This window comes from 'Catharanthus roseus' aster yellows phytoplasma (assembly GCF_004214875.1).
GTDB classification, from domain to species: domain Bacteria; phylum Bacillota_I; class Bacilli_A; order Acholeplasmatales; family Acholeplasmataceae; genus Phytoplasma; species Phytoplasma asteris.
The window spans coordinates 322,576-345,467 of sequence record NZ_CP035949.1; the positions used below are offsets into that span (position 1 = coordinate 322,576).

Sequence of the window (22,892 nt, forward strand, 5' to 3'; positions counted from 1 at the left end):
TTTGTATCAAAATAATCAAAATAATTATAAACACAAGCAATAGAAAAAGGAACTTTTAAATTTTTGTGAAATATAGAGATAAATTTTTAATTTTTTGAAGTTTTTGCAAGTAGCAAAGTTGGATGCCAAATGTCTGGTTTTAAAAACAATAGGTTGTTAATTTTATTTTGCTAATTCATATAAAGCTTCTGTGTAAATGACAGTTAAGGTAATTAATTTATCAATTGAAATAGATTCATTTTTTTGATGAATTAAAGAAATTTCATCGACAAAAGTAGGTCCAAAAGGTACTAAATTAGGGGCGCATTTTGCAAAAGAACCACCACCCACACACATAGGTTTGGAAACTAAATCATTAGTATGTTTTTGATAAACTTTTAATAATGTTTGCATTAATTCACTTTTAGGATCAACATACATAATGGGATGATGAATGGTATTTTTGAGGCAAAAATGTTGGCTCTTGGCTGCTTTTTCCAATTGAAAAAGGATTTTTTCAAATGTAATTCCTTTAGGATATCTTAAATTAAGAGTGAAAAAAGCTTGATTATTTTCTAATTTTAAAACTCCAGAAAAACAAACCAAATTATAAGTTTCTTCATCAAAGTGATTAATGCCTAATTTTTTTCCATTCAAACTATCTACCAAATATTGATCAAAAAAATCAACCAAAGTATTTGTAATTCCCAATGCTTTAAGAACTTTCATCAAATCATAAAGGGCATTTTTTCCTATTTCAGGAGTAGAACCATGCGTAGAAACGCCGTGAACTTCAAACTTTAACAAATCGCCTTGTGGTTCTAAAGTGGCTTTGATGCTGTTGGTTTTAACAAAATTATGGAATAAATCTGAGTAGTTAGGATCAAATTTTAGAACTGCTTGTGCCAAATCAGGAACAACATTAGAGGCTTGCCCGCTTTGAATACTTACAATTCTATTATCTAAAACTGTGCCTTCAAAAGTAAAATCCCCAATTCCTTTTTCGCAATAAATAGCAGGAAAATGGCTGTCAGGAACAAAACCAGACACAGGCACTTCAGGCAATTTAGTAAAATAATGTTTCATACAACGAAATCCAGTTTCTTCATCCACACCCAAAATTAATTTAATCCTTTTTGATAAAGGCAATTTGAGTTCTTTCAAGATTTTTAAAGCAAAATAAGCAGCAATTGTAGGTCCTTTATTATCTTGTGCACCTCTGCCATAAATTTTTTCATTGGCAATAAAACCTTTATAAGGGTGATAAGTCCAACCAGTTCCTGCTGGCACTACATCCAAATGACCAATCATACCAACCCATTCTTTTTGGTTGCCGTATTCAATATGACCAGCGTATCCTTCTAAATTCAGGGTTTTAAAGCCGCTTTGGGAGCCTAAATCAAGCATAAAATCAAGGGCTTGTTGATTTCCTTCGCCAAAAGGAGCGCCTGTTCTATTAGGATCAAAGGTGGTAAGTTCAGTGTTAATTTTTAATAATGTTTGCAAAGCCTCAATTAAGGCGTCTTTTCTTTTTAAAACCTCTTTTTTAAAATCAATCATTTTTATAACCCCTTTAAAACTTTGGATGGATAATTTTTTTATGTTTTTGTATCAAAATAATCAAAATAATTATAAACACAAGCAATAGAAAAAGGAACTTTTAAATTTTTGTGAAATATAGAGATAAATTTTTAATTTTTTGAAGTTTTTGCAAGTAGCAAAGTTGGATGCCAAATGTCTGGTTTTAAAAACAATAGGTTGTTAATTTTATTTTGCTAATTCATATAAAGCTTCTGTGTAAATGACAGTTAAGGTAATTAATTTATCAATTGAAATAGATTCATTTTTTTGATGAATTAAAGAAATTTCATCGACAAAAGTAGGTCCAAAAGGTACTAAATTAGGGGCGCATTTTGCAAAAGAACCACCACCCACACACATAGGTTTGGAAACTAAATCATTAGTATGTTTTTGATAAACTTTTAATAATGTTTGCATTAATTCACTTTTAGGATCAACATACATAATGGGATGATGAATGGTATTTTTGAGGCAAAAATGTTGGCTCTTGGCTGCTTTTTCCAATTGAAAAAGGATTTTTTCAAATGTAATTCCTTTAGGATATCTTAAATTAAGAGTGAAAAAAGCTTGATTATTTTCTAATTTTAAAACTCCAGAAAAACAAACCAAATTATAAGTTTCTTCATCAAAGTGATTAATGCCTAATTTTTTTCCATTCAAACTATCTACCAAATATTGATCAAAAAAATCAACCAAAGTATTTGTAATTCCCAATGCTTTAAGAACTTTCATCAAATCATAAAGGGCATTTTTTCCTATTTCAGGAGTAGAACCATGCGTAGAAACGCCGTGAACTTCAAACTTTAACAAATCGCCTTGTGGTTCTAAAGTGGCTTTGATGCTGTTGGTTTTAACAAAATTATGGAATAAATCTGAGTAGTTAGGATCAAATTTTAGAACTGCTTGTGCCAAATCAGGAACAACATTAGAGGCTTGCCCGCTTTGAATACTTACAATTCTATTATCTAAAACTGTGCCTTCAAAAGTAAAATCCCCAATTCCTTTTTCGCAATAAATAGCAGGAAAATGGCTGTCAGGAACAAAACCAGACACAGGCACTTCAGGCAATTTAGTAAAATAATGTTTCATACAACGAAATCCAGTTTCTTCATCCACACCCAAAATTAATTTAATCCTTTTTGATAAAGGCAATTTGAGTTCTTTCAAGATTTTTAAAGCAAAATAAGCAGCAATTGTAGGTCCTTTATTATCTTGTGCACCTCTGCCATAAATTTTTTCATTGGCAATAAAACCTTTATAAGGGTGATAAGTCCAACCAGTTCCTGCTGGCACTACATCCAAATGACCAATCATACCAACCCATTCTTTTTGGTTGCCGTATTCAATATGACCAGCGTATCCTTCTAAATTCAGGGTTTTAAAGCCGCTTTGGGAGCCTAAATCAAGCATAAAATCAAGGGCTTGTTGATTTCCTTCGCCAAAAGGAGCGCATGTTCTATTAGGATCAAAGGTGGTAAGTTCAGTGTTAATTTTTAATAATGTTTGCAAAGCCTCAATTAAGGCGTCTTTTCTTTTTAAAACCTCTTTTTTAAAATCAATCATTTTCTAACCTATTTTTTATTATTTTTATTTTTTTTGTTAATTTTGTTAATTTTAATTTTTTTGTTTGTTGCTTGTGTTGTTTTTTTGTTTGTATATTTTGTTGTAAACACTTGCAAAATCAAAAATACAAACACAAAATAAAATGTAAGCGTAGATAAGGTATTTTTTTTAATTTCGGTCATAATAATCAATATTGATCCATATAATAAGCAGATATTTGAGCAAAAATAAGAGGGAAAGGCGGAAAACAAAATATTAATTCTACATTTATTTTTATAATTTATCTACATCTTAATACTTAAATTTTAACATTATTTTAGCATTTAAAAAAAAGAAAAATATTTTTTTTTTATAAAAAATAAAAAAGTGTTTCTTTTTCGTTTTGATTCAGTTATAATATTAGTGGATTTTAAAGGAATTCGAGAAATTTTCAAAAAACCGCTAGTAATAAATTCGTTTAAAATTCTTTATTTCATCTTAAACTTTTTGCATTTTACAAATTTGTACATTTGGATTTCGCAAAGATTAAGATATTAGAAAGCAAAAATAAAATCATTGAAAAATATTTACCAAAAACAACCTTGTTTAAAACAAAGGTTTATTTATTGTTTAAGTGCATTATTACTTTTGATCTTATTTGTAATAAGTTTTAATTACACTTTAAAAGCTGCTGGAACAGAACCAATAGATATCAGCACTATTGAAAAAAATATAGGATCTTTTGAAAGTGCACCAAATGAAAAAAAAATCATTGAAAAAATTGCAAAAAATCAGAAAAATATAAGTGGTCTTGCTATTGGAGACGATTTAGAAGTTGTTTCGATAAACAATAACAAAGCAACTGTCAAAGCAAAAGAAAATTCTAAAAAAATTAAAGGTCAAGTAGAAGTTATTTTTAATGTCAAAGAAGACCTAAATGTTTTAATTCAAAATAAAGCTTTAGGGGATATAGAATTAAATAAAATTCACAGTGAATCATTGATTTCTAATGAGGATTTATTAAATGCCATTAAAAGTAAAAATAATGGTTTAGTAATTACAAAAGATGATGTTTATTTTCCTAAAAAAGATCGCTCAAAAGGTTATATAACCATTGAAGCAATTGATAAATCTCCTAAATATAAAGGAAAAGCTAAATTAACTTATCAAATTAAAAAAATAAATAAAGAAGAGTTTATTTCAGAAGTTAAAAACAAATATAATATTCCATCTGACTCAACCATAAAACAAAATCAATTAGATGAAACAATTGAAAATGTAATTGCAGAAGAAGCAGGAAACCCAGATTCAACTAGAGAAATAGTTATGAAAAAAGTTAGAGAAGCAGTCGAACTTTTATTAAATGCCGAAGGCAGTACTTTATCTGAAACATTAACAACTTCTATGTCCAATAAAGAAGAAGAGTTGCAAAACAACTCACAAACAATATTATCTCCTAAAATAACAAGCGAAAAAACAGATAATAACGAAAATACAAATTATGGATTTTATATTGTTATTGCTTGCATTATATTAATTTCCATCACTTTTTTAAGTTTGCTTTTTGTTATTTTTAAAAAAAGAAATACTCAATCATAATTAAAAAATATCAAAGAGGTTTATAGCCTCTTTTTTATTTTATATTTATAAATTTATAAAAAATAAAATAGAAATGTTGGAAAAAAAGATAATTGAAAATGCCATCTTTTAAAAAAGAGATAATTATTGTAATAATAATCTTTTCTATACTTTTAATAATATTTGGTTGGTTAGGATGGCAAAATAACTTTTTTGCTTTAGAAGCTTCACAAAATTCTAATAAAAATACTTCTTTATCCTCTAAAAATTTTAATTATAATGATTTACAAGATTTACCAAAAAACCAAAATGAAAAAATCGAAGAACAAGCTCCAGAAGCAAAAGAAAACAATTTAGATAATCCCAATCAAAAAGGGAAAAAAACATTTTATCCACAAATAACAGAAATTGAAGAAAATGAAGAAATAAAAGAAACACCCAAATACAGACCAAAAGCAACTCCCAAACCTAACCAAAACAACAACACACAAACTATCAAAAAAAATCCTCATTTACAAAAAGCCAAAAATAAAATAAAAGTGATGCAAAAAAAACTAGTTTACCAAAACCAAAAAATTATTGATTTAAAAGAACAAATCTTACTTTTGGAAAATGAAAAAAACAAACCCAAAGAACTAGATAATCAATTTAGTGATCAAATTAAACCTCAATTGGAATCTCAAATCCAAGGAATGAACATTTATAATGTATATTTAGGGAAAAAAAGCGATAAAGATATGGCGTTAGAATGGTTACGAAAAAACTTTTCTAATCAACATTATCGAATTAACTTTTCTTATGGTTTGTATAATTCTCAAATTATCCAATCCACAGTTTTTTTTGATTCACGCATCAAAGAACCAATACCCCAAAACCTTTTATTAGTTTATTTTGATGGAGGCAAAAGAAATAAAGATAATAATTGTTATTCTTTGGAGGCATTAAAAACTTTAGGTAATGGTGCTCAAAATATGTATATTCTTTGGCAAGATGAAAGTCCTTTTAATGACAAAAACTTTATTCAAAACAACTTTTGCACTGACCTTATTTATGAAAAAGGATGTTTTTTGGGTGGACCTTCTTATTTGGATGTCAAACACATTGCTTTAAAAAATATTAACACCAATGAAATTATTGCCACTTTTCCTGTTAAATGTAAAATTGAAGTGCCTTGTTTACTTGATGGACTAAATTTAGAGTTAAAATTTCCTTTTTATAACTACAAAATAGAAGGTTTATTATCAAATACTCATATCAAAAGTCTTAGAAAAATTGATGTATATTGTAAACACACAGGACAATCAAAAACACTTTTTTACAAAATTTAAAAAAATAAACAGTAGATTGAATTTGCAATCTACTGTTTTTTTAATATAAAATATGATGTAATAACTACCTAAATTATAATTTGAATGTTTTTTTGATTTATGTTTGGTTCGTTGTTATTTAATATTATTATTTAAAATAAAGCATCCCATCTTTAACAACAAGACAATTACTACTTTGATTTTGGGTAAGTTCTTCCAATTTAGTTTGTAATTTGGTTTCAGAAACAAAAGGACAAACCCCAAAATTTAGTACTAAACGACGAGCTTCTTGTTCAGTTTTAACTAAAGCCAAAACAGGAACGGATGGATGAAATTTAGAAACATTATAAGCATCTTTTAAGTCATAGACAACAATTGCTTTAACATCGGTGCGTAAAGCCAATTCCACAGCACTTAATAAAAGGTTTTCTTTGGAGTTTTTAGGTTGGTATACTTGTGATAAAGCTTGATAATTAACTACTTTTTCAGCTTGATAATTAATTTTTTTCATATAAGTTACAGCTTCTATAGGATATTCACCTGAAGCACTTTCGCCCGATAGCATAGTAAAGGTGGTGCCTTCTCTAACTGCATTAAAGACATCAGAAGTTTCAGCTTTGGTTGGACGCGGATTTCTTTGCATAGATTCTAACATTTGAGTAGCTACTACAACTGGTTTGCCGTATTCTAAGCATTTAGTAATCATACGTGTTTGGTAAAGTGGTACTAATTCACCATCAACTTCTATTCCTAAATCACCTCTTGCAACCATAATACCGTCTGATTCTTGAATGATTTCTTCTAAATTATCAACACCTTCTTGATTTTCTATTTTAGAAATAATTTGGATGTTGGAATTTCCTTGTTCTTGTAAAATTTTTCTAATATCTTTGACATCTTGAGCTCTTCTAACAAATGAAGCAGCAATATAATCAAAATCTTGTTGGGCAGCAAAAACAATATCTTGATAATCTTTAGGAGAAATAAAATCCATTTCTAAATTAACTTTAGGAACATTTACACCTCTACGAGATTTGATGGAGTGAGTATTTTTGGCTTTAGTAACTAATTGTTGTTTGGCTTCGTCTTTGCCTACAACTTCCAAAGATAAGTATCCATCATCAATATTAACCATATCGCCAACTTTTAATTCATTGTATAAATTAGAATAACTAACTGAAAAAAGTTTAGCATTACCTAAAACTTCTGTCATAGATATTTTTACTTCAGAATCTTTTTGAATTGTTACTACACCATCAAATTCGTGAGTTCTAATTTCAGGTCCTTTAGTATCTAACATAAGTCCTGTGTGTTTGTCTAATTTATCGCTAATAGTTTTAATGGTTTTCATTAAAAGTTTAGTTTGTTCGTATTGAGCGTGAGAAAAATTAAATCTTGCTACATTCAAACCTGTTTGAATTAAGGCTTGTAAAATGTTTTTATCATAAGAAGCAGGTCCTAAGGTACAAATTATTTTAGTTTTGTTCATGAATAACTACATCCTTTTTTGTTTTTTAAAATATAAAAATGATTGTCAAAATTAGTTAAATTATGACATTATGACATATAAAAAAAATTAAATAAGAAATAAGCCAAAGTGTAGATAATAGGTCCAATAATTCTAGTAGCAATCATAATAAAAGGTAATAAATTTTCTCTTTTACTTATTGACATTATTCCTAAATGTCCAGTTCCTCCTACACTTAAAGCACCTAAACCAGCTGTAAGAGATGTTTCAAAAGGATAAAAACCAAAAGCTTTAGCAAGAACAAAGGATACTAAAACAACTACCAATAAAGCAGTTAAAACCATAGTTAAAACAGGTATTTGTTTTATTCCTCCCATTAATTGTTGCCATTTAACTGTCATTCCCAAACCTGCTAAAATAGGAGTAGTGAAATTTTTAGATATTACTTGTCCTGCTTGAGAAATATGACTTTGATTTTCTTGTGATAATAAATTAAAAACTCTAATCAAAATTAAGAAAAGAATAAAATAAACTAACGATTCTAAATAACCCCATAATAATTTATTTAAAAGACCACTTAAACTAAATAATACAAAAATCATCGTTAAACCCATACCAATATTTTTATATTCTAAAGGAGTTTTTTTCTCTGTTGGTTTGGGTGTAAGTTTATTGTTTTTGTATTCTAATTTTCCTTTACCACTAAATTTAGTTTTATCAAAAATAACATACATTAAGCCAGCAAATAAAATACTTAAACATCTAGCCATAATTAAAGGCACTATAATTGCTGTTCTAATAGTTTTTTGATCTAATTGAGGAAAAGCATCTTTATAAATACCATTTGCAAAACCATTAATACCTAAATTAGTTCCTCCATTTGTTAACGGAACAGCTACATAAAAAATAGAGTCTAAAAAGGAACCTTGAGTACTAAACCCTTCTGGTTTTTGATAATTAAATAAGAATCCTACAAAACCAACACTTAAAATAGCTACTAAACAAACAATTAATGTTAAAGGAAGAAACTTAGAAAGCGATCTTTTTAATAAATTTCTATCAACACTTAAAATACTTCCAGCAATAACACAAGTTATAAAAAAGTTAGCAAAATCAGATCCTAAATGATTATTTGGTGTTTTGGTACTGAAAAAATTTTCATTACATTTGTCTGCTAAATCTTGCGGTATCCATCCTTTATAAACTAAATAAGAAGTAACAAAAATACAAAGCAAAAATCCTAATCCTATTTTATTTAAATAAGGGACACTATCACCAATAAAATTAAGACCATATCCTAAGACAAAAATAATAAATAAAGGGGTTAAAAGAGGGTGATATAATTTTTTTATTCCCCATTCTTTAACTGCAAAAAGATGTAAAGCACAAACAACTACAAAAAAAAGAAACATTAAAGGGTGAAACCCAAAAATCTTTATTTGTTTATCTTTTTTCATTATAATTTACTCCGATTCTACACAAAAAAAATAAAATAACTAATAAATTCATAAATATGATGTAATATAAATAATAAAGTTATAAATAAATGGTTAATAAATTGTTTTTTGTGATTTTTTATTTTCAAAATTATTAGCTAAATAAGTAATCAAAATAACTTAAATAATTAATTATGGTATTCTTAAATAATAAAGTTAATGATTAAACTAGTTTTTTAATTAAACTATTTCCTGTCATTTCTTGAGGTTTTTTAATTTCTAATAAATCTAGCATTGTGGGTGCAACATCACATAAAGACCCCGGTTTTAAGACAACATTTTTATCTGTAACGATGAAAGGAACTAAATTAGTGGTATGAGCTGTGTGTGGATTTCCTTGGTTATCTGTCATTTGTTCGGCATTTCCATGATCTGCTACAATACAGGCTTTGCCTTTAACTGCAAAAATGGCATTTAAAACTTCTTTAAGACAGCTGTCTACTGTTTGAATCGCTTTAATGGTAGCATCTAAAAAGCCAGTATGTCCTACCATATCAGGATTTGCAAAATTAAGAATTAAAGTATCGTATTTACCAGATAAAATAGCATTTTTAGCATGGGTGGTAATTTCTAAAGCACTCATTTCGGGTTTAAGATCATAAGTTTTTACTTTGGGAGAAGGAATTAAGATTCTATCTGCATTTTTTAATTGCAGTTCCTTGCCACCATCAAAGAAAAAAGTTACATGAGGATATTTTTCAGTTTCTGCAATTCTTAGTTGGTGCATTCCTAAATTGGCAATTACTTCACCATAAATATTTTTTAGAGTTATTTTTTCAAAAGCAACTACACTTTTAACTTGAGCGCTGTATTTAGTCATTGTTACTAAAAAAAGATTATTTAATAATTTAGTACCGCAAAAATTGGTTTTACCCTCAGAACAAAAAGCATTAGTAGCACAAGGATTAGATAGAGCAGTTGCAAGACGCATGGCACGGTCAGGACGAAAATTAACAAAAATAACTGCATCATTATCATTAATTAAACCATTTGGATTGGTAATAAAAGGAGTGATAAATTCATCTGTAATGCCTTGATTATAAAAATTTTGTATAGTTTTTTCTAATGGCCAGTCAATAACAGGAGCTTGTTTGGATGTAAGCATATTATAGACTAAATTAATGCGGTTCCAATTGTTATCACGGTCAAGAGCATAATATCTACCAACAACAGAAGCAATATTAAAGCCATAATCAAGAAGGTCTTTAATGTAGTTAATACCTGAATGAGGACTTGTGTCTCTTCCATCAGTAAAAGCGTGTAAAAAGGTGTTGTTTGATAAATTGTTTTCTTTTAATAAATCAAATAAAGCTTTAAAATGATCTAAATGAGAATGAATTCCTCCATCAGAGATAAGTCCTAAAAGATGCATTTTACTGTTGTTTTTTTTAACATGTTCGATGGCTTGGAGAAATTGTTTGTTGGTGAAAAAAGATTTATCACTAATAGCTTTATTAATTTGAGTAAGCGATTGATAAACAACTCTTCCTGCTCCTAAATTAAGGTGTCCTACTTCACTATTTCCCATTTGACCTTGGGGAAGACCCACTTCTTCACCTGAGGCTTTAAGAGTGGTATTGGGAAAGTTTTTTAAAAGATAATCTAGATAGGGAGTCTTTGCCAAATGAAAAGCGTTATTTTCTTTTTGGTCGGTTAAGCCTAAGCCATCTAAAATAATTAATCCTACAAATTTTTTAGTCATATTCCCAAACTCCTTACCTCAAAAGAACATCTTAAACGATGGTCTTGTCAATAATAATGTTATTTTGTTTTTTATATTGTTTGTATTATTAAATCACTTTTGTTTTGTGTTTAATTGGGATTTATTTTTTCAAATTATAAAAAGTTTTTAATCCTAAAAAAGGAGCTTCTACTAATTGGTCTTCAATTCTTAATAATTGATTGTATTTTGCCATACGATCAGTACGTGAACAAGAACCAGTTTTAATTTGACCCGCATTAGTAGCAACAGCTAAATCAGCAATAGTTGTGTCTTCGGTTTCGCCACTACGGTGAGAAATAACAGCGGTGTAAGAAGCTTTTTTTGCCATTTCAATTGTTTCTAGGGTTTCTGTTAGAGTTCCTATTTGATTTAATTTAATTAAAATAGAGTTTCCTATTTTGTTTTCAATTCCTTGAGCTAATTTTTGGGTGTTAGTAACAAATAGGTCATCCCCTACTAATTGGATTTGGTTACCTAATTTTTGGGTTAAGTATTTCCATCCATCCCAATCATTTTCATCAAGTCCGTCTTCGATTGAAATAATTGGATATTTAGCAACTAAAGTTTCGTAATAATGAACTAATTCTTGGCTACTAAAAACTTTGTTATTTTCAGATGCAAGAACGTATTTTTGAAGTTTTTTGTCATAAAACTCGGAAGCTGCAACGTCCATTCCTAAAAAAATGTCTTTTCCTGGCTCGTATCCTGCACTTTTGATAGCTTCCAAAATGATTTGTAAGGCTTCTTCATTAGAATTAAGGTCAGGTGCATATCCGCCTTCGTCTCCTACTGTAGTTGAAAGTCCTTTTTGTTTTAAAATTTTTCCTAAATGGTGAAAAACTTCAGCCCCATAACGTAAAGCTTCTTTAAAAGATGTTGCTCCAGTTGGTAAAATCATAAACTCTTGAAAATCAACACTGTTAGAAGCATGAGCTCCACCGTTGATAACATTCATCATAGGAACTGGCATTTGTTTAGGTAAAACGCCTCCTACATATTGATAAAACTCAAGATTTAAGTAGTTAGCTGCAGCTTTAGCACAAGCCAAAGAAACACCTAAAATAGCGTTAGCTCCTAAATTAGATTTGTTAGGAGTTCCGTCAAGTTTAATTAATAATTTATCAATTAAAGTTTGTTCTAAGACAGAATAACCTTCTAATTCTGGTTGAATAACTTCAGTAACATTTTTAACAGCTTGCAAAACACCTTTACCTAAAAATCTTTTGGCATCCCCATCCCTTAATTCAACTGCTTCGTGTTGTCCGGTAGAAGCTCCTGAAGGAACAATAGCTCTTCCAAACGCTCCTGATTCTATATAAACTTCTACTTCTACTGTAGGATTTCCTCTGGAATCTAGCACTTCGCGCGCTAAAATACTTTCAATATATGGCATAATTAATACTCCTTTTTTTAAATTGGTTTTTAATTATAAAATGAAAAATAAAATAACTTTTGTTTGTGGGACAAATAGTTAAATTTACTAACCATAAATATTATAATGGTTTTTTGCTAAAAATGTATTTTAATGTGTAATAAATGAATATTTTTGTAATAATTGCAATTATGACTTTAATAAAGCAAACATTTTTTGTTTGTATATTTCTACTCCGGGTTGATTAAAAGGGTTAATTCCTAACAACAAACCTGACATTGCACAAGCTTTTTGGAAAAAATACGCTAAATATCCAAAATGATATGCATCCAAAGTAGGAATGACAATTTCTAAATTAGGAACTTTGCCTTCAATGTGGGCTTGTTTAGTGGCTTGAAGAATTTTTTGATTAATTTGTGAATAAGTTTTTCCAGCTACATAATTAAGATTATCAAGTTCGTTTGGAATGTGAGGAACAACGCAATCATCTTTTATTGATGTAACATTTAAAACAGTTTCAAAAAGCATTTTGGTGCCTTCTTGGATAAATTGCCCTAAGGAATGTAGATCAGTAGAATTGTTGGTGGCTCCTACAAAAAGCCCTTTTTCTTCTTTGCCCTCAGATTCAGCAAATAATTGTTTCCACCATTCCGAAAAAGAAAGGAGATTCGGTTCGTAACTTACCAATAGTTCCATTTTTTTGTTTTGTTGGATGTGAAGCAAATACCTTGCTAAAGCGTACTGATAGGCTTGATTTTGAAAAAGGTCTTCTTGAAAAGTGTCGTGATAAGCTTGCAAAGCGCCTTTCATCATTGAGACAACATCTAAATTAGCAAAAACAAAAGGAAGGATGCCTACACTTGTAAAAACACTAAATCTTCCACCCACAGAATCAGGAATAACAAATGTTTGATAACCTTCTTTAAGGGCTAAATTTAACAAAACGCCTTTTTGGCTGTCAGTGGTTACAAAAATACGATTTTTGGCAAGTTTTTTGCCGTATTTTTCTTCTATTTCTTTTTTCAAGATTCTAAAAGCAAGGGCTGGTTCCAAAGTGGTACCTGATTTTGAAATAACATTAATTGCCCAATTTTTGTCTTTAAGATAATGGAGCAAATTAGTTAAGTGATTGCCTGATACTTGATGACCTGCAAAAAGAATTTCTGGCTTAGTTTTTTTAAAGGGCGTTTGCAAAAAATCAATTCCTGCTTTGGCGCCCAAATAAGAGCCTCCAATGCCAATTACTACTAAAACATCTAAATTGGGGTGGGAATTTTTTAGTTGTTTCATTTTTTCAAGTTCTTGGAAATCAAAATGTAAGGGTAGTTCTAACCAACCCAAATATTTTTCTTTTAGTTTTTGGTCTTGATGTAATTTTTGGTGTATGACTTTGATTTGAGGGGCCAAAGTTTGGGCATAATTGTGCCAATCTAAAAAATTATAAATCCCTTCAAGGTTTAATTTCAACATTGTGTAATTTTACTCCTTTTATTATTTATTATTTGGTGCTTTGTTATAATTTATTAAATATTTTATTCTCATTTATTAAATGTTTAAATATTTTTAAATGTTTTTCAGTATTGTATTAATTTTTATTTAATAATTTTGGTTTACAAAGCATTATTTTTATTTTTCTTAAAACGCGGGGTTTGGTTGATTTTGTTTTGACGCAAAAAAGATACAAATAAATAAGTAGTTGTCAAAAAGACAATAATATTGCTTCCAAAAGTACTTAAACCACATTGAGTAGCATCAGGAATTGAAACATCTTTTAATTGGGGCAAAATGTCATGAAAAAACCATAAAATAGTTATTCTTAAAACAACTCTTAAAAGATTAATTACAAAAATAAGATTAGCATTTTTCTTATAAGATGAGACATAACCCATCATTAAAGTAGTCCATACAGAAAAAAACAAAGAAGTTTGTTCCCAATTAAGGATTTCTTTAAAGGATGTTATTTCTTGTTTGGTAAAAACTTTTTCAGGTTTTAAGGCACGCAATAATTGTTCACCACAAAATTGATTTATAAATACTCCAATAATTCCTATAATAAGAGTAATTACAACAACATTTTTAAAGATTTTAAAAGTTTTGCTATTGCTTTGAAAAGTAACACTTTGAGATACCATAGCAGATTGACTATCTTCAAAAGAATTAGAAATAGCATAAAAAATACCATTAACTGCCATAACAAATCCAAAAATATCTACTAAGTTTTCTTGATCTTTGGTAAAATAACTGTCTATCATAGCAAGAATAATGAGTTTTCCAATTTCATAAGTAGATTTGGCAATAATTAATGTTACTGCTAATTTCAGGATATTTTTTACTGTGCGTTTAGAAAAGACTAGGTTTTTAAATTGCAACTTAAAAATATTTTTAGAACTAAACATACAATAAAAAGTTACCAAAGTAAGCAATAAATTAGCAATTAAATCAGCTAGGGCTAAATCAATTAAATTAACTTGGTTTTGTTTGATTGCTTTAAAAGCAAAAGAAATACTAATTCTTGTAATAATAAGACAAATATTAAGGGTTAAAACAAATCTAGTTTTTTCCTTGGCGCGTTCTAATCCAATAAAAACTGCATTCATAGTAATAGCTACAAAAGTAATTAAAATAAGATAATAATATGTAAGTCCATTTTGGCTATGATAACTTTTATTTAAAAATATATCTCCAAATGGAGCTGGTAAAAGGACACCTAAACCCAAAACCACTAAAAAGAATAAAGAAGAAATAATTGCCAATAAAAAAGCTAGGGTAGCGTATTGTTTGGCTTTAGTAAAATTCTTTTTTTTGTATTCTCTAGCTACTAAAATAACACCTGCTCCACCTAAAGCTATAGCAACACTTTGCAAAATTTTTTTAATTTGTGCCATATAAGAGATGTTTTTATCTAAATTGGTGCTGGAATTGGGTTGGTTCCCAATAATATAAAAATCAATGGATACGGATAATTGTTGAAATAAAAAATAAATAGCAATGGGAAAAGTAAGAATAATTAAATTGATCCAAATAGGTCTTTTAAATGATTTAGGGGTTTGGTTGTCAGGTTTGGAAGGGTGTGACAAATGATTTTTTTCAGTAGACATAAATATACTCCGTTTTATTTTTTTAGTATTTATATCAAAATCAATTGTAATTTATTTGGGGTTTGGGATTTGGAAGTACAAAAATTAATTTTGATAAATACAATATTTTATTCTACAATCATTTTACAACAATTTAGCTACTACATTAAATAATTCATTTTTTTCATAAGTTTTTTCAAAAAGATCACCAAAAGTAGTGTAATGCAAATTAAGTCCACAAGTACCAACAGCACAATTAAAAATGTTTTGTTGCAATAAAGAAACGGCATAACTTCCCATTCTAAAAGCAAGGACTAGATCTTCTGCAGTTGGTTTACCACCTCTTTGAATGTGTCCTAAAACTTGGGCTCTAGTTTCGAAACCACTGTAATTTTCTACCTCTTTGGCTAAACTTGCAACATCAAAAATATGTTCAGTGACAACTACAATAGCATGTCTTTGGTTTGCTTGGCGCAAAGATTTAATTTTTTGGCAAATAGTTTTTTGGGATAAAAGATTTTCGCGAGTAACAATAACGTCTGCTCCTGCAGCAAGTCCACCAAATAAAGCCAAATCCCCTTTGTGGCGTCCCATCACTTCAATAATACTGCATCGGTTGTGAGAAACAGAAGTATCGCGCAATTTTTCGATTGCATCTACAATATTATTGAGAGCAGTGCTAAATCCAATAGTAAAATCAGTGGCACAAATATCATTGTCAATGGTGGCTGGCAGTCCTACGCATTGGATGCCAAGTTCGTGCAATTTGGATGCTCCTTTATAAGAACCATCACCACCAATTACAACTAATTTATCAATTCCTAAATTTTTTAAATTTTGGGCGCATTGCTTGCGAACATCTAAATTATTTTGAAAATCTAAAAAACGAGCAGTTCCCAAAAAAGTACCAGACACATTAAGAACACGAGGAAATGTTTGAGGATTTAAGATTTCGATTTGGTTATTAAAAAGTCCTAAATAACCATCTTTTACACCGAAAACTTCAAATCCTTGTTTAGCGCTTTCAAAAACTACAGCACGAATAGCTGCATTCATTCCGGGAGCATCGCCGCCTGAAGTTAACACAGCAATTTTTTTGTTTTCTTTTGTTGTTGTTTTTGCTTTTTGGTTTTCATTTTTCATTTTAAAATTAAGTCTCCTTTATATTTTTGAAATATTGTAAATATTGTTAAATGATTAGTTTGATGAATGTTTTTTAATAAATCCGCGTGAGCGAGTCAAAATTAAAATAAATGAAATAAATAGTTGTTAAATGTTAATAAGTAAAAAAATAGTGTACTTGAAAAAGTTCCAAAGCGTTTAAAAAAATAATAAAATATAATATGATTAGTTGGGTTTTTGTTTTAACTGTCTTTTTTGTGTCTTTATCCAAATTATAAATTATTATTTTAAGTAAATTTTTAGGTATTTCAAAAACTAACTAATCTTTTTTTTATGAAAATTTTTATGAAAAAACTTTTTATGCTATTCTTAGAATTTTTTGATTTATTAACAGCTACATTTAAATTGTATACGATTTAATCAAATATTGCAATTAAAACGTATTATTTTTGTTCTTTTTGTAAAAATTTTGTGATATTGGGGGCTTTTTCGCAAAATAAACAAAATATTGCAACAAATATTTATTGGCTAAAATAAATAAAACAATTGAAAAATAAGTTTGCAAAAAAATAATGAAGTTGTTTTTTTTGGAATAATTTTATTAGCTTTTTGGATTTGGATTTCCTTTTTTTAGTTGTTTTTTATCTTTGGGAGTAGCAAAAATATTAACACTTATTTTTTTATATGTTATACTTAAAGAGTAGTTAAGAAAACAATTTGCAGTTATTTTAGATTTAATAAGCATTTTTTTGTTATGTTTTTTCATCAAATGCTTGCTAAAAGAAAACAAAAACTTTAACCAATTAAACCTAAAATCTTTTTTGAAAACCTTTAAAAATCCTTAATTAAAAATCCTTAAAATAAAGGCAAAAATATTTGTTTGAAAAATAATTAATTTTTACCTTGACAAAAAAGATACAAACAAACACTTTTAAAACTACAAAAAATAACTGCCATTTGTTTTTTTAAATTTATACTTTTTTGCACAACAAATGCAATAAATATAATAATTTATCAATTTATTTCAATTAATTTCAAATCAAAAGGAAGGTTTTTTAAATAAATGACGAAAAACAAAGTAATTAATAAAAAAGATAAAATAAGTAGGCTTGTTTTGGAGGGAAACTTATTAAAAGCTTTATGGATTATTTCTTTGCCTATTATTGTTTTTAATGTTTTTAAAGCTTGTTTCGGTAGTGTTGATACTTTTTTTGGAGCTGGTCTAGAAGGAGCAACCCAAAGCTACATTCAATTTTCCAAATCCGCTCAAAGCATTGTAGAAGCAGTAGGAGTTTGTTTAGGAATTACAGGAGTTGCATTAATTTCGCGTGAAGTGGGTAAAAATAAAAATGTCAAATCTTTAAAAGCTCGTAAAATAGCATCTAGCGTTTTTGTTTTGTTATTCATAGTAAGTTTAGTTGTAGCTTGTGTTATGATTGGTTTTTCCAGCCCTATTTGTAGTCTTTTTTTAAAGGAAAAAGTAATTAACGGAGTACCAAAGGCAATAACAACTGAGGAAAAAAATCTTTGCATTAACGCTTTTAGATTACAAATGTTGGGCACTATTTTAGCTGCTATTAATGTTTTCTTTTTAGGAATTGAAAGAATTTTGGGAAAACTTAAAAAAATTTTGGTTCTAAACTGTATTATGATGGGTTTAAAAATTGGATTAAGTACTTTGTGTTTTGGCATCAAAGTCATTGGTTTAGAAGCGTTGTGTCCCAATGTTTTAGGGTTGCAAACAGCTTCATGTATTGCTTATTTATTTATTACAATAGTTGCTTTTTTCACTCTTTTTAACAAAAAAAATCCTTTATTTTTAAGTTTAGGCGATTTTTCTTTTAAAACTTTTTTTCAAGACAAAAAATTACTTAAAACTATTTTGAAATTAAGTATTACTTTAACAATAGGCAAATTTATTTATGAAGGCGGAAGAATGTTTACCTTATTTATGGTAGATAGCACATTTGATAAACCATTTTTAGCTGGAACTCCTTTCGAATTTAAAGGTTTGGGCGGCTTAGGTGCAATTGGAGTTGCTGATAGCATTATTACTTTATTTGCTCAAATATCGTTTTCGTTAAAAGAAGGACAATTGATGATTGTTTCTGAAAACTTAGGGAACAAAAATAACAAAAGAGCAATTAAAACTTTAATGCTTGTCTCATTTTGTTGTTTTTTAGTATTTGCAGTTACTTATTTAATTTGTGCTCCTAAAGAATATTGTGGGCTTGGTTTTGGTGATGATTTATGCTTATTTTTTAAAAATTTAGGCAAAGAAAAAAAAGACCAAATGACATTAGATATGTTTCATGCAAAAAACCCAGAATTTAAGTCCTTTTTGTTGGGTGCTCTTTTAACAACTGGTCTATTAACTACTCAATTAGAAGTTTTTTCTACTTTCTTAATTGCAGCTAAACAACCTAAATATGATTTGTTGTTAAGTTTTGGTCGTGTTTTTCTTTTCAGAATACCTGCCCTTTATTTCTTTAGAAATGTTTGGTTTGGAAATGAAGAAAAAACAAGCATTAAAATAAATAATACATATGGATTTGCCAATTTCAGTGCTAATTTCATTATGTTAATGTTTATGGTTTTTGTGTGTGTTCGTTTTGTATATAAATTAAAAAAAGAAAAACAACCAAAAAGTTTTAAATAAATTCATAAATTAAAAAAGACTATCAATCGATAGTCTTTTTTGTTATATAAATAACTTGAAAATATTGTAAATATGAAATAAATTTTTTATGTTTTTCATCGAAAAAACTTAAGTTTTTTTAATTTTAACAATATTTTTACATTCAGGAAAGCGACTGCAACCTAAAAAATTACCATAGCGTCCTTTTTTGATGAGTAAAGGAGCGTTGCATAAATTACATTTTTGATTGGTTTGCATAGAAGGATTTGTTTCTACAGAACTTGATTTTTCTTTTAAAGAAACAATATTTTTACATTCAGGAAAGCGACTGCAACCTAAAAAATTACCATAGCGTCCTTTTTTGATGAGTAAAGGGGCATTGCATAAATTACATTTTTGATCGGTTTCGATATCTTTTGGTTTTTCTAATTTTTGATCGGCTATTTGATAAAGTTGTTTGAAAGCATCATAAAATTCTTGCAATAATTCTTTATTATTAACTAATCCTGAAGAGATTTTATCTAAATTTTCTTCCATTTTGGCAGTATATTTAACATCAATAATTTGTTTGAAAAACAATTCTAAGTTTTTAGCAGTCAAAATTCCTTGTTCGGTAGGAACAAAACGTTTTTCTACTAAATCAACATAAATTCTTTTTTTGAGGGTAAAAATGATTTGAGAGTAAGTAGAAGGCCTTCCAATATTTAGTTTTTCTAAAGTTTTAATCAAAGTGGATTCAGAAAAGCGTGCTGGAGGATTAGTAAATTTTTGTAAATTTTGAATTTCTTGAGGCAAATAAGTTTCATTTAATTTAAAGGAAGGAATAATTTTGTCTTTGGTGCCATCTTGCAAAATTTTTTGATAGCCATCGAAAGTTTTTATCAAACCTTCAGTTAAAAAAAGATGGTTTGCAACTTCAAAAAAAACTTGGGTTTTTTGAAATATGACAGGTGTCATTAAAGAAGCCAAAGTTCTTTGATAAATAAGTTTATAGAGTTTATTTTCGTATTTATCAAGATGAGGGGCTAGGCTTTCGGGGGTTTTGGATAAATCAGTGGGTCTTATAGCTTCGTGAGCGTCTTGCGACTGAGCTTTTTTATTGGTTTTGTAAGTACCTAAATATTCTTTGCCATATTGTGTTTTAATTAATTTTTGAGCATCTTTAACAAAGCTGTCTGCAAGTCTTTGCGAATCTGTTCTCATATAAGTAATTAACCCTATAGATTCACCTAAAATATCAACTCCTTCATAAAGTTTTTGAGCAATTCTCATAACTTGATTAGAAGTCATATTTAGGCTGTTGATGGCTTCTTGTTGCAGGGTAGATGTAATAAAGGGTGGTTTGGGTGATTGTTTGGCTTCTTTTTGTTTTAATTCTTTAACTAAAAAGGGTTTATCTGTGATTTGTTGGACAATTTTAAAAGCTTCTTTGGCTTTGGTTTTGCCTTTGTAAGGATTTTGGTATTCTGCTTGAAAATCTTTAAAAAAAGCAGTAATAATATAGTATTCTTCAGCGACAAAAGCTTTTATTTTTTCTTCTAAATCAACAATTAATTTAAGGGCAACTGATTGCACTCTTCCTGCTGATTGTGATTTGAGTCTCCTTACCAAACGCGACAGTTTAAACCCAATAATACGATCTAGCATTCTGCGAGTTTCTTGTGAAAACACTAATAGTTCATCGATTTTGCGAGGTTGTTGCAAAGCTTTTAAGACTGCTTCTTTGGTAATTTCTCGAAAAACAATTCTATTAGTTTTTTGGGGGTCTAAATTAAGAATTTGTGATAAATGCCAAGCAATTGCTTCTCCTTCGCGATCAGGATCGGTTGCTAATAGCACTTCTTTACCTTTAGTTTTTTGGATAAGAGTTTCTACGATATTGTCTTTTTCTTTGATAATGCTGTATTTAGGAATAAATCCTTTTTCGATGTCAATTCCCATTCTGTCTTTGCCTTTTAGCGACAAATCTCTAATATGACCTTTGGAAGATAAAATTAAAAATTCGTCATTTAAAAAACGGCTTAAAGTTTTGGTTTTAGCAGGAGATTCTACTATAATAACTTTTGATTTCATTTTTTGGGCTCCCTCAATTAAAAGATATGGTTAGTTTGGGTAATTAATTGTTTTGCGTTTCTATTTTTTGGTTTGGTGGTTGGTTGGGTTTTAGAAAAGTTTTTCAAAGAGAGATAAAACATCTAAGTCAAAATTTAATTTCCCTAAGTTACCTTGCCTTATTTCTTGCAATAACATTTGATAAACTCTAGATTGATCAACTTTTTGATTTTTAGTATAAATATTTCTTTTTTGTCCGATAATATCAACTAAATTAGGGTTAGATAAATCATTTTGGTCTAAATTGAAGCGTTTTTGCAAATTGGTACCATAATGTTTTATAAGATAGCAAAGTGCGTGAATGCCTAATTTTTCTAAAGGTAAAATGGAATCTTTAAAGCAGCCTGCAAGTGCTAATGCCAAACTTATGCGAGGATCAGAAAAATTGTGCCACAAAACTCCTGGAGTATCCAAAAACTGGATATTGGGTTTAGCAATGTCAATCCATTGAATGCGTTTGGTAGTGCCTGCTAAATTAGCTGTTTTTAAAACTTTTTTTTGGGCAAAACTGTTAATTAAAGTTGATTTGCCAACATTGGGAGTTCCTACAATCATAGCTTTAATGTTGGGAGTTTGGGTTGCTATTCTTCTAGATTTAAAAAGGGGATTTTTGGCTTTGATTGTTGTTAAAGCTTTTTGATATATTTCTTGAAGTTTAGGGGATTTGATAGCATCAATTGTTAAAACAGGAATTTGTTTTTTGTGATAATTAGCGATAAAATTATTGATTTTACAAGGATCAGTTAAAGAAAATTTATTTAGCAAAATAAGGAGGGGTTTTTGGCGTTGGTTAATTAAAGAAAAAATTTGAGAATTGAGGCTTGAAAGAGGAATTCTTGCATCCAAAATTACTAAAACAATATCAACCAAAGATAAATTATTTTTAATTTGGTCAAAAGTTTTTTTCATATGACCAGGAAACCAATTAAATGTTTTCATTGTTAAACCCATTTCTTTTGTTAAGTAAATTACTCTTTTTCGCTTTGATCTGCACTTACTTTAGAGATAGTATCTAAAACTTTTTGTAGATCTTTTTCGAGGTCTTCTTCAGTTTCAAAAATCTTTTTACTATAAATTTTATAAACTTCTTCGCCTGTAATTGCAATCAAAGAAACTCCTATTTGATGATAAATAAGTTCTAAGGGTTTGTCAAAAATTATTTTTTTAAACCAATGAAAAGGATTGAAAAAATTTCTGATATTATTAAAAGTATTAGTTACTTTGGCAACTTTTTGATACTTTTGAATCATGTTTTTTTTAACAACCATTTCTCTAATTACAAAGATTCTTTTTAAAGTCATTTTGCGAAACATTATCAAAATTTTGTTTTGAAATACTTTGTCAACTCTTTGATTTATGTAAAACATCAAAATAAGACTTTCATCAATGGTAAGTTCCAGATAGGGATATTTGGAGCTGGGATAAAATTGGCTTGAGATTTCTAAAATTAATTCTTGGATAGAAGTTATCAAAAAATGCCCAAAATTGCCTTTATCTTTTTTCATTTTTTCTTTGAAATCTTTTTTCTTAGCTTCAATTAATTTAATTATTTCTTGTTGACTAACATCTGTTTTTTCTAGTCTATGAGCTGCTAAAGTTTTTTTCACACTACACAAAGAAAGAAGACAATAAATAAAAGAGCTTAAAATAACACCAGAAAGAATACCCATAAAGAAAGTATTAAAAAAAGCAAATTGTTTTGTTATGTTGAAAAATTTTTCCCAAAAAGACACAATATCATCATCCTTTTTTTATTTTTTATAATTTTTATAAACGGATTCAAATCGCAAAACACTATATAAAGGCAAAATGTAGATGACATGAACTACCTATAATTATATAACAAACAAAGAAATTAACAAACACAATTTATAAAAATATATAAGAAAAGGGCTTA

15 protein-coding genes are annotated in these 22,892 nt (G+C 28.6%); 3 read left to right on the forward strand and 12 right to left on the reverse strand.

Translation table 11 applies throughout. The annotated features are described in order from the left end of the window. Nucleotides 1–162: 162 nt before the first annotated feature. Nucleotides 163–1,539, reverse strand: coding sequence for a dipeptidase PepV (pepV, locus tag EXT02_RS01515; RefSeq protein WP_130427675.1), 1,377 nt, complete (start codon nt 1,537–1,539; stop codon nt 163–165). Nucleotides 1,540–1,746: 207 nt separating this feature from the next. Beyond that, the gene (pepV, locus tag EXT02_RS01520; protein ID WP_130427677.1) at nt 1,747–3,123 is read right to left on the reverse strand and encodes a dipeptidase PepV; all 1,377 of its coding nucleotides are present in this window, start codon (nt 3,121–3,123) and stop codon (nt 1,747–1,749) included. Nucleotides 3,124–3,750: 627 nt separating this feature from the next. Here pepV (EXT02_RS01520) and EXT02_RS01525 point away from each other — a divergent pair. Then, entirely contained in the window at nt 3,751–4,701 is a 951-nt protein-coding gene (locus EXT02_RS01525) for a hypothetical protein (RefSeq protein WP_130427679.1), read from the forward strand. 98 nt (nt 4,702–4,799) lie between these two features. Beyond that, nucleotides 4,800–6,008, forward strand: a complete 1,209-nt coding sequence (locus tag EXT02_RS01530; protein ID WP_240682793.1) for a hypothetical protein — start codon at nt 4,800–4,802, stop codon at nt 6,006–6,008. 127 nt (nt 6,009–6,135) lie between these two features. On the opposite strand, the gene pyk is transcribed toward EXT02_RS01530, so the two are convergent. The 7 genes from pyk to EXT02_RS01565 form a co-directional block, all read right to left on the reverse strand. Beyond that, nucleotides 6,136–7,476, reverse strand: a complete 1,341-nt coding sequence (gene pyk, locus EXT02_RS01535; protein ID WP_069028228.1) for a pyruvate kinase — start codon at nt 7,474–7,476, stop codon at nt 6,136–6,138. 68 nt (nt 7,477–7,544) lie between these two features. Further along, nucleotides 7,545–8,912 carry a 2-hydroxycarboxylate transporter family protein gene (locus EXT02_RS01540; RefSeq protein WP_205737027.1) on the reverse strand — a complete coding sequence of 456 codons (1,368 nt, stop codon included), beginning with the start codon at nt 8,910–8,912 and terminating at the stop codon, nt 7,545–7,547. A gap of 202 nt (nt 8,913–9,114) precedes the next feature. Then, the gene (gpmI, locus tag EXT02_RS01545; RefSeq protein ID WP_130427686.1) at nt 9,115–10,653 is read right to left on the reverse strand and encodes a 2,3-bisphosphoglycerate-independent phosphoglycerate mutase; all 1,539 of its coding nucleotides are present in this window, start codon (nt 10,651–10,653) and stop codon (nt 9,115–9,117) included. Between the two features lie 121 nt (nt 10,654–10,774). Next, complete coding sequence (gene eno, locus EXT02_RS01550) at nt 10,775–12,067, reverse strand: phosphopyruvate hydratase (RefSeq protein WP_130427688.1); 1,293 nt, start codon at nt 12,065–12,067, stop codon at nt 10,775–10,777. A gap of 168 nt (nt 12,068–12,235) precedes the next feature. After that, on the reverse strand, nt 12,236–13,516 hold the full coding sequence (locus tag EXT02_RS01555; protein WP_130427690.1) for a glucose-6-phosphate isomerase: 1,281 nt from the start codon (nt 13,514–13,516) through the stop codon (nt 12,236–12,238). Between the two features lie 140 nt (nt 13,517–13,656). Further along, the gene (locus EXT02_RS01560) at nt 13,657–15,144 is read right to left on the reverse strand and encodes an MATE family efflux transporter (protein WP_130427692.1); all 1,488 of its coding nucleotides are present in this window, start codon (nt 15,142–15,144) and stop codon (nt 13,657–13,659) included. A gap of 123 nt (nt 15,145–15,267) precedes the next feature. Continuing rightward, nucleotides 15,268–16,266: an ATP-dependent 6-phosphofructokinase gene (locus EXT02_RS01565; RefSeq protein WP_130427694.1), complete on the reverse strand. Its 999-nt coding sequence runs from the start codon at nt 16,264–16,266 to the stop codon at nt 15,268–15,270. A gap of 1,042 nt (nt 16,267–17,308) precedes the next feature. Between EXT02_RS01565 and EXT02_RS01570 the strand changes: the two genes are divergently transcribed. Beyond that, nucleotides 17,309–18,904: a multidrug transporter gene (locus EXT02_RS01570; RefSeq protein ID WP_130427696.1), complete on the forward strand. Its 1,596-nt coding sequence runs from the start codon at nt 17,309–17,311 to the stop codon at nt 18,902–18,904. A gap of 108 nt (nt 18,905–19,012) precedes the next feature. Here EXT02_RS01570 and topA read toward each other — a convergent pair whose 3' ends face one another. The 3 genes from topA to EXT02_RS01585 form a co-directional block, all read right to left on the reverse strand. Further along, nucleotides 19,013–20,956: a type I DNA topoisomerase gene (topA, locus tag EXT02_RS01575; protein WP_130427698.1), complete on the reverse strand. Its 1,944-nt coding sequence runs from the start codon at nt 20,954–20,956 to the stop codon at nt 19,013–19,015. A 90-nt stretch (nt 20,957–21,046) separates the two neighbouring features. Continuing rightward, nucleotides 21,047–21,934 (reverse strand): ribosome biogenesis GTPase YlqF, encoded by an 888-nt coding sequence (ylqF, locus tag EXT02_RS01580; RefSeq protein ID WP_042068218.1) that lies wholly within the window; start codon nt 21,932–21,934, stop codon nt 21,047–21,049. Between the two features lie 29 nt (nt 21,935–21,963). Next, entirely contained in the window at nt 21,964–22,665 is a 702-nt protein-coding gene (locus EXT02_RS01585; RefSeq protein ID WP_240682794.1) for a hypothetical protein, read from the reverse strand. Nucleotides 22,666–22,892 lie beyond the last annotated feature (227 nt).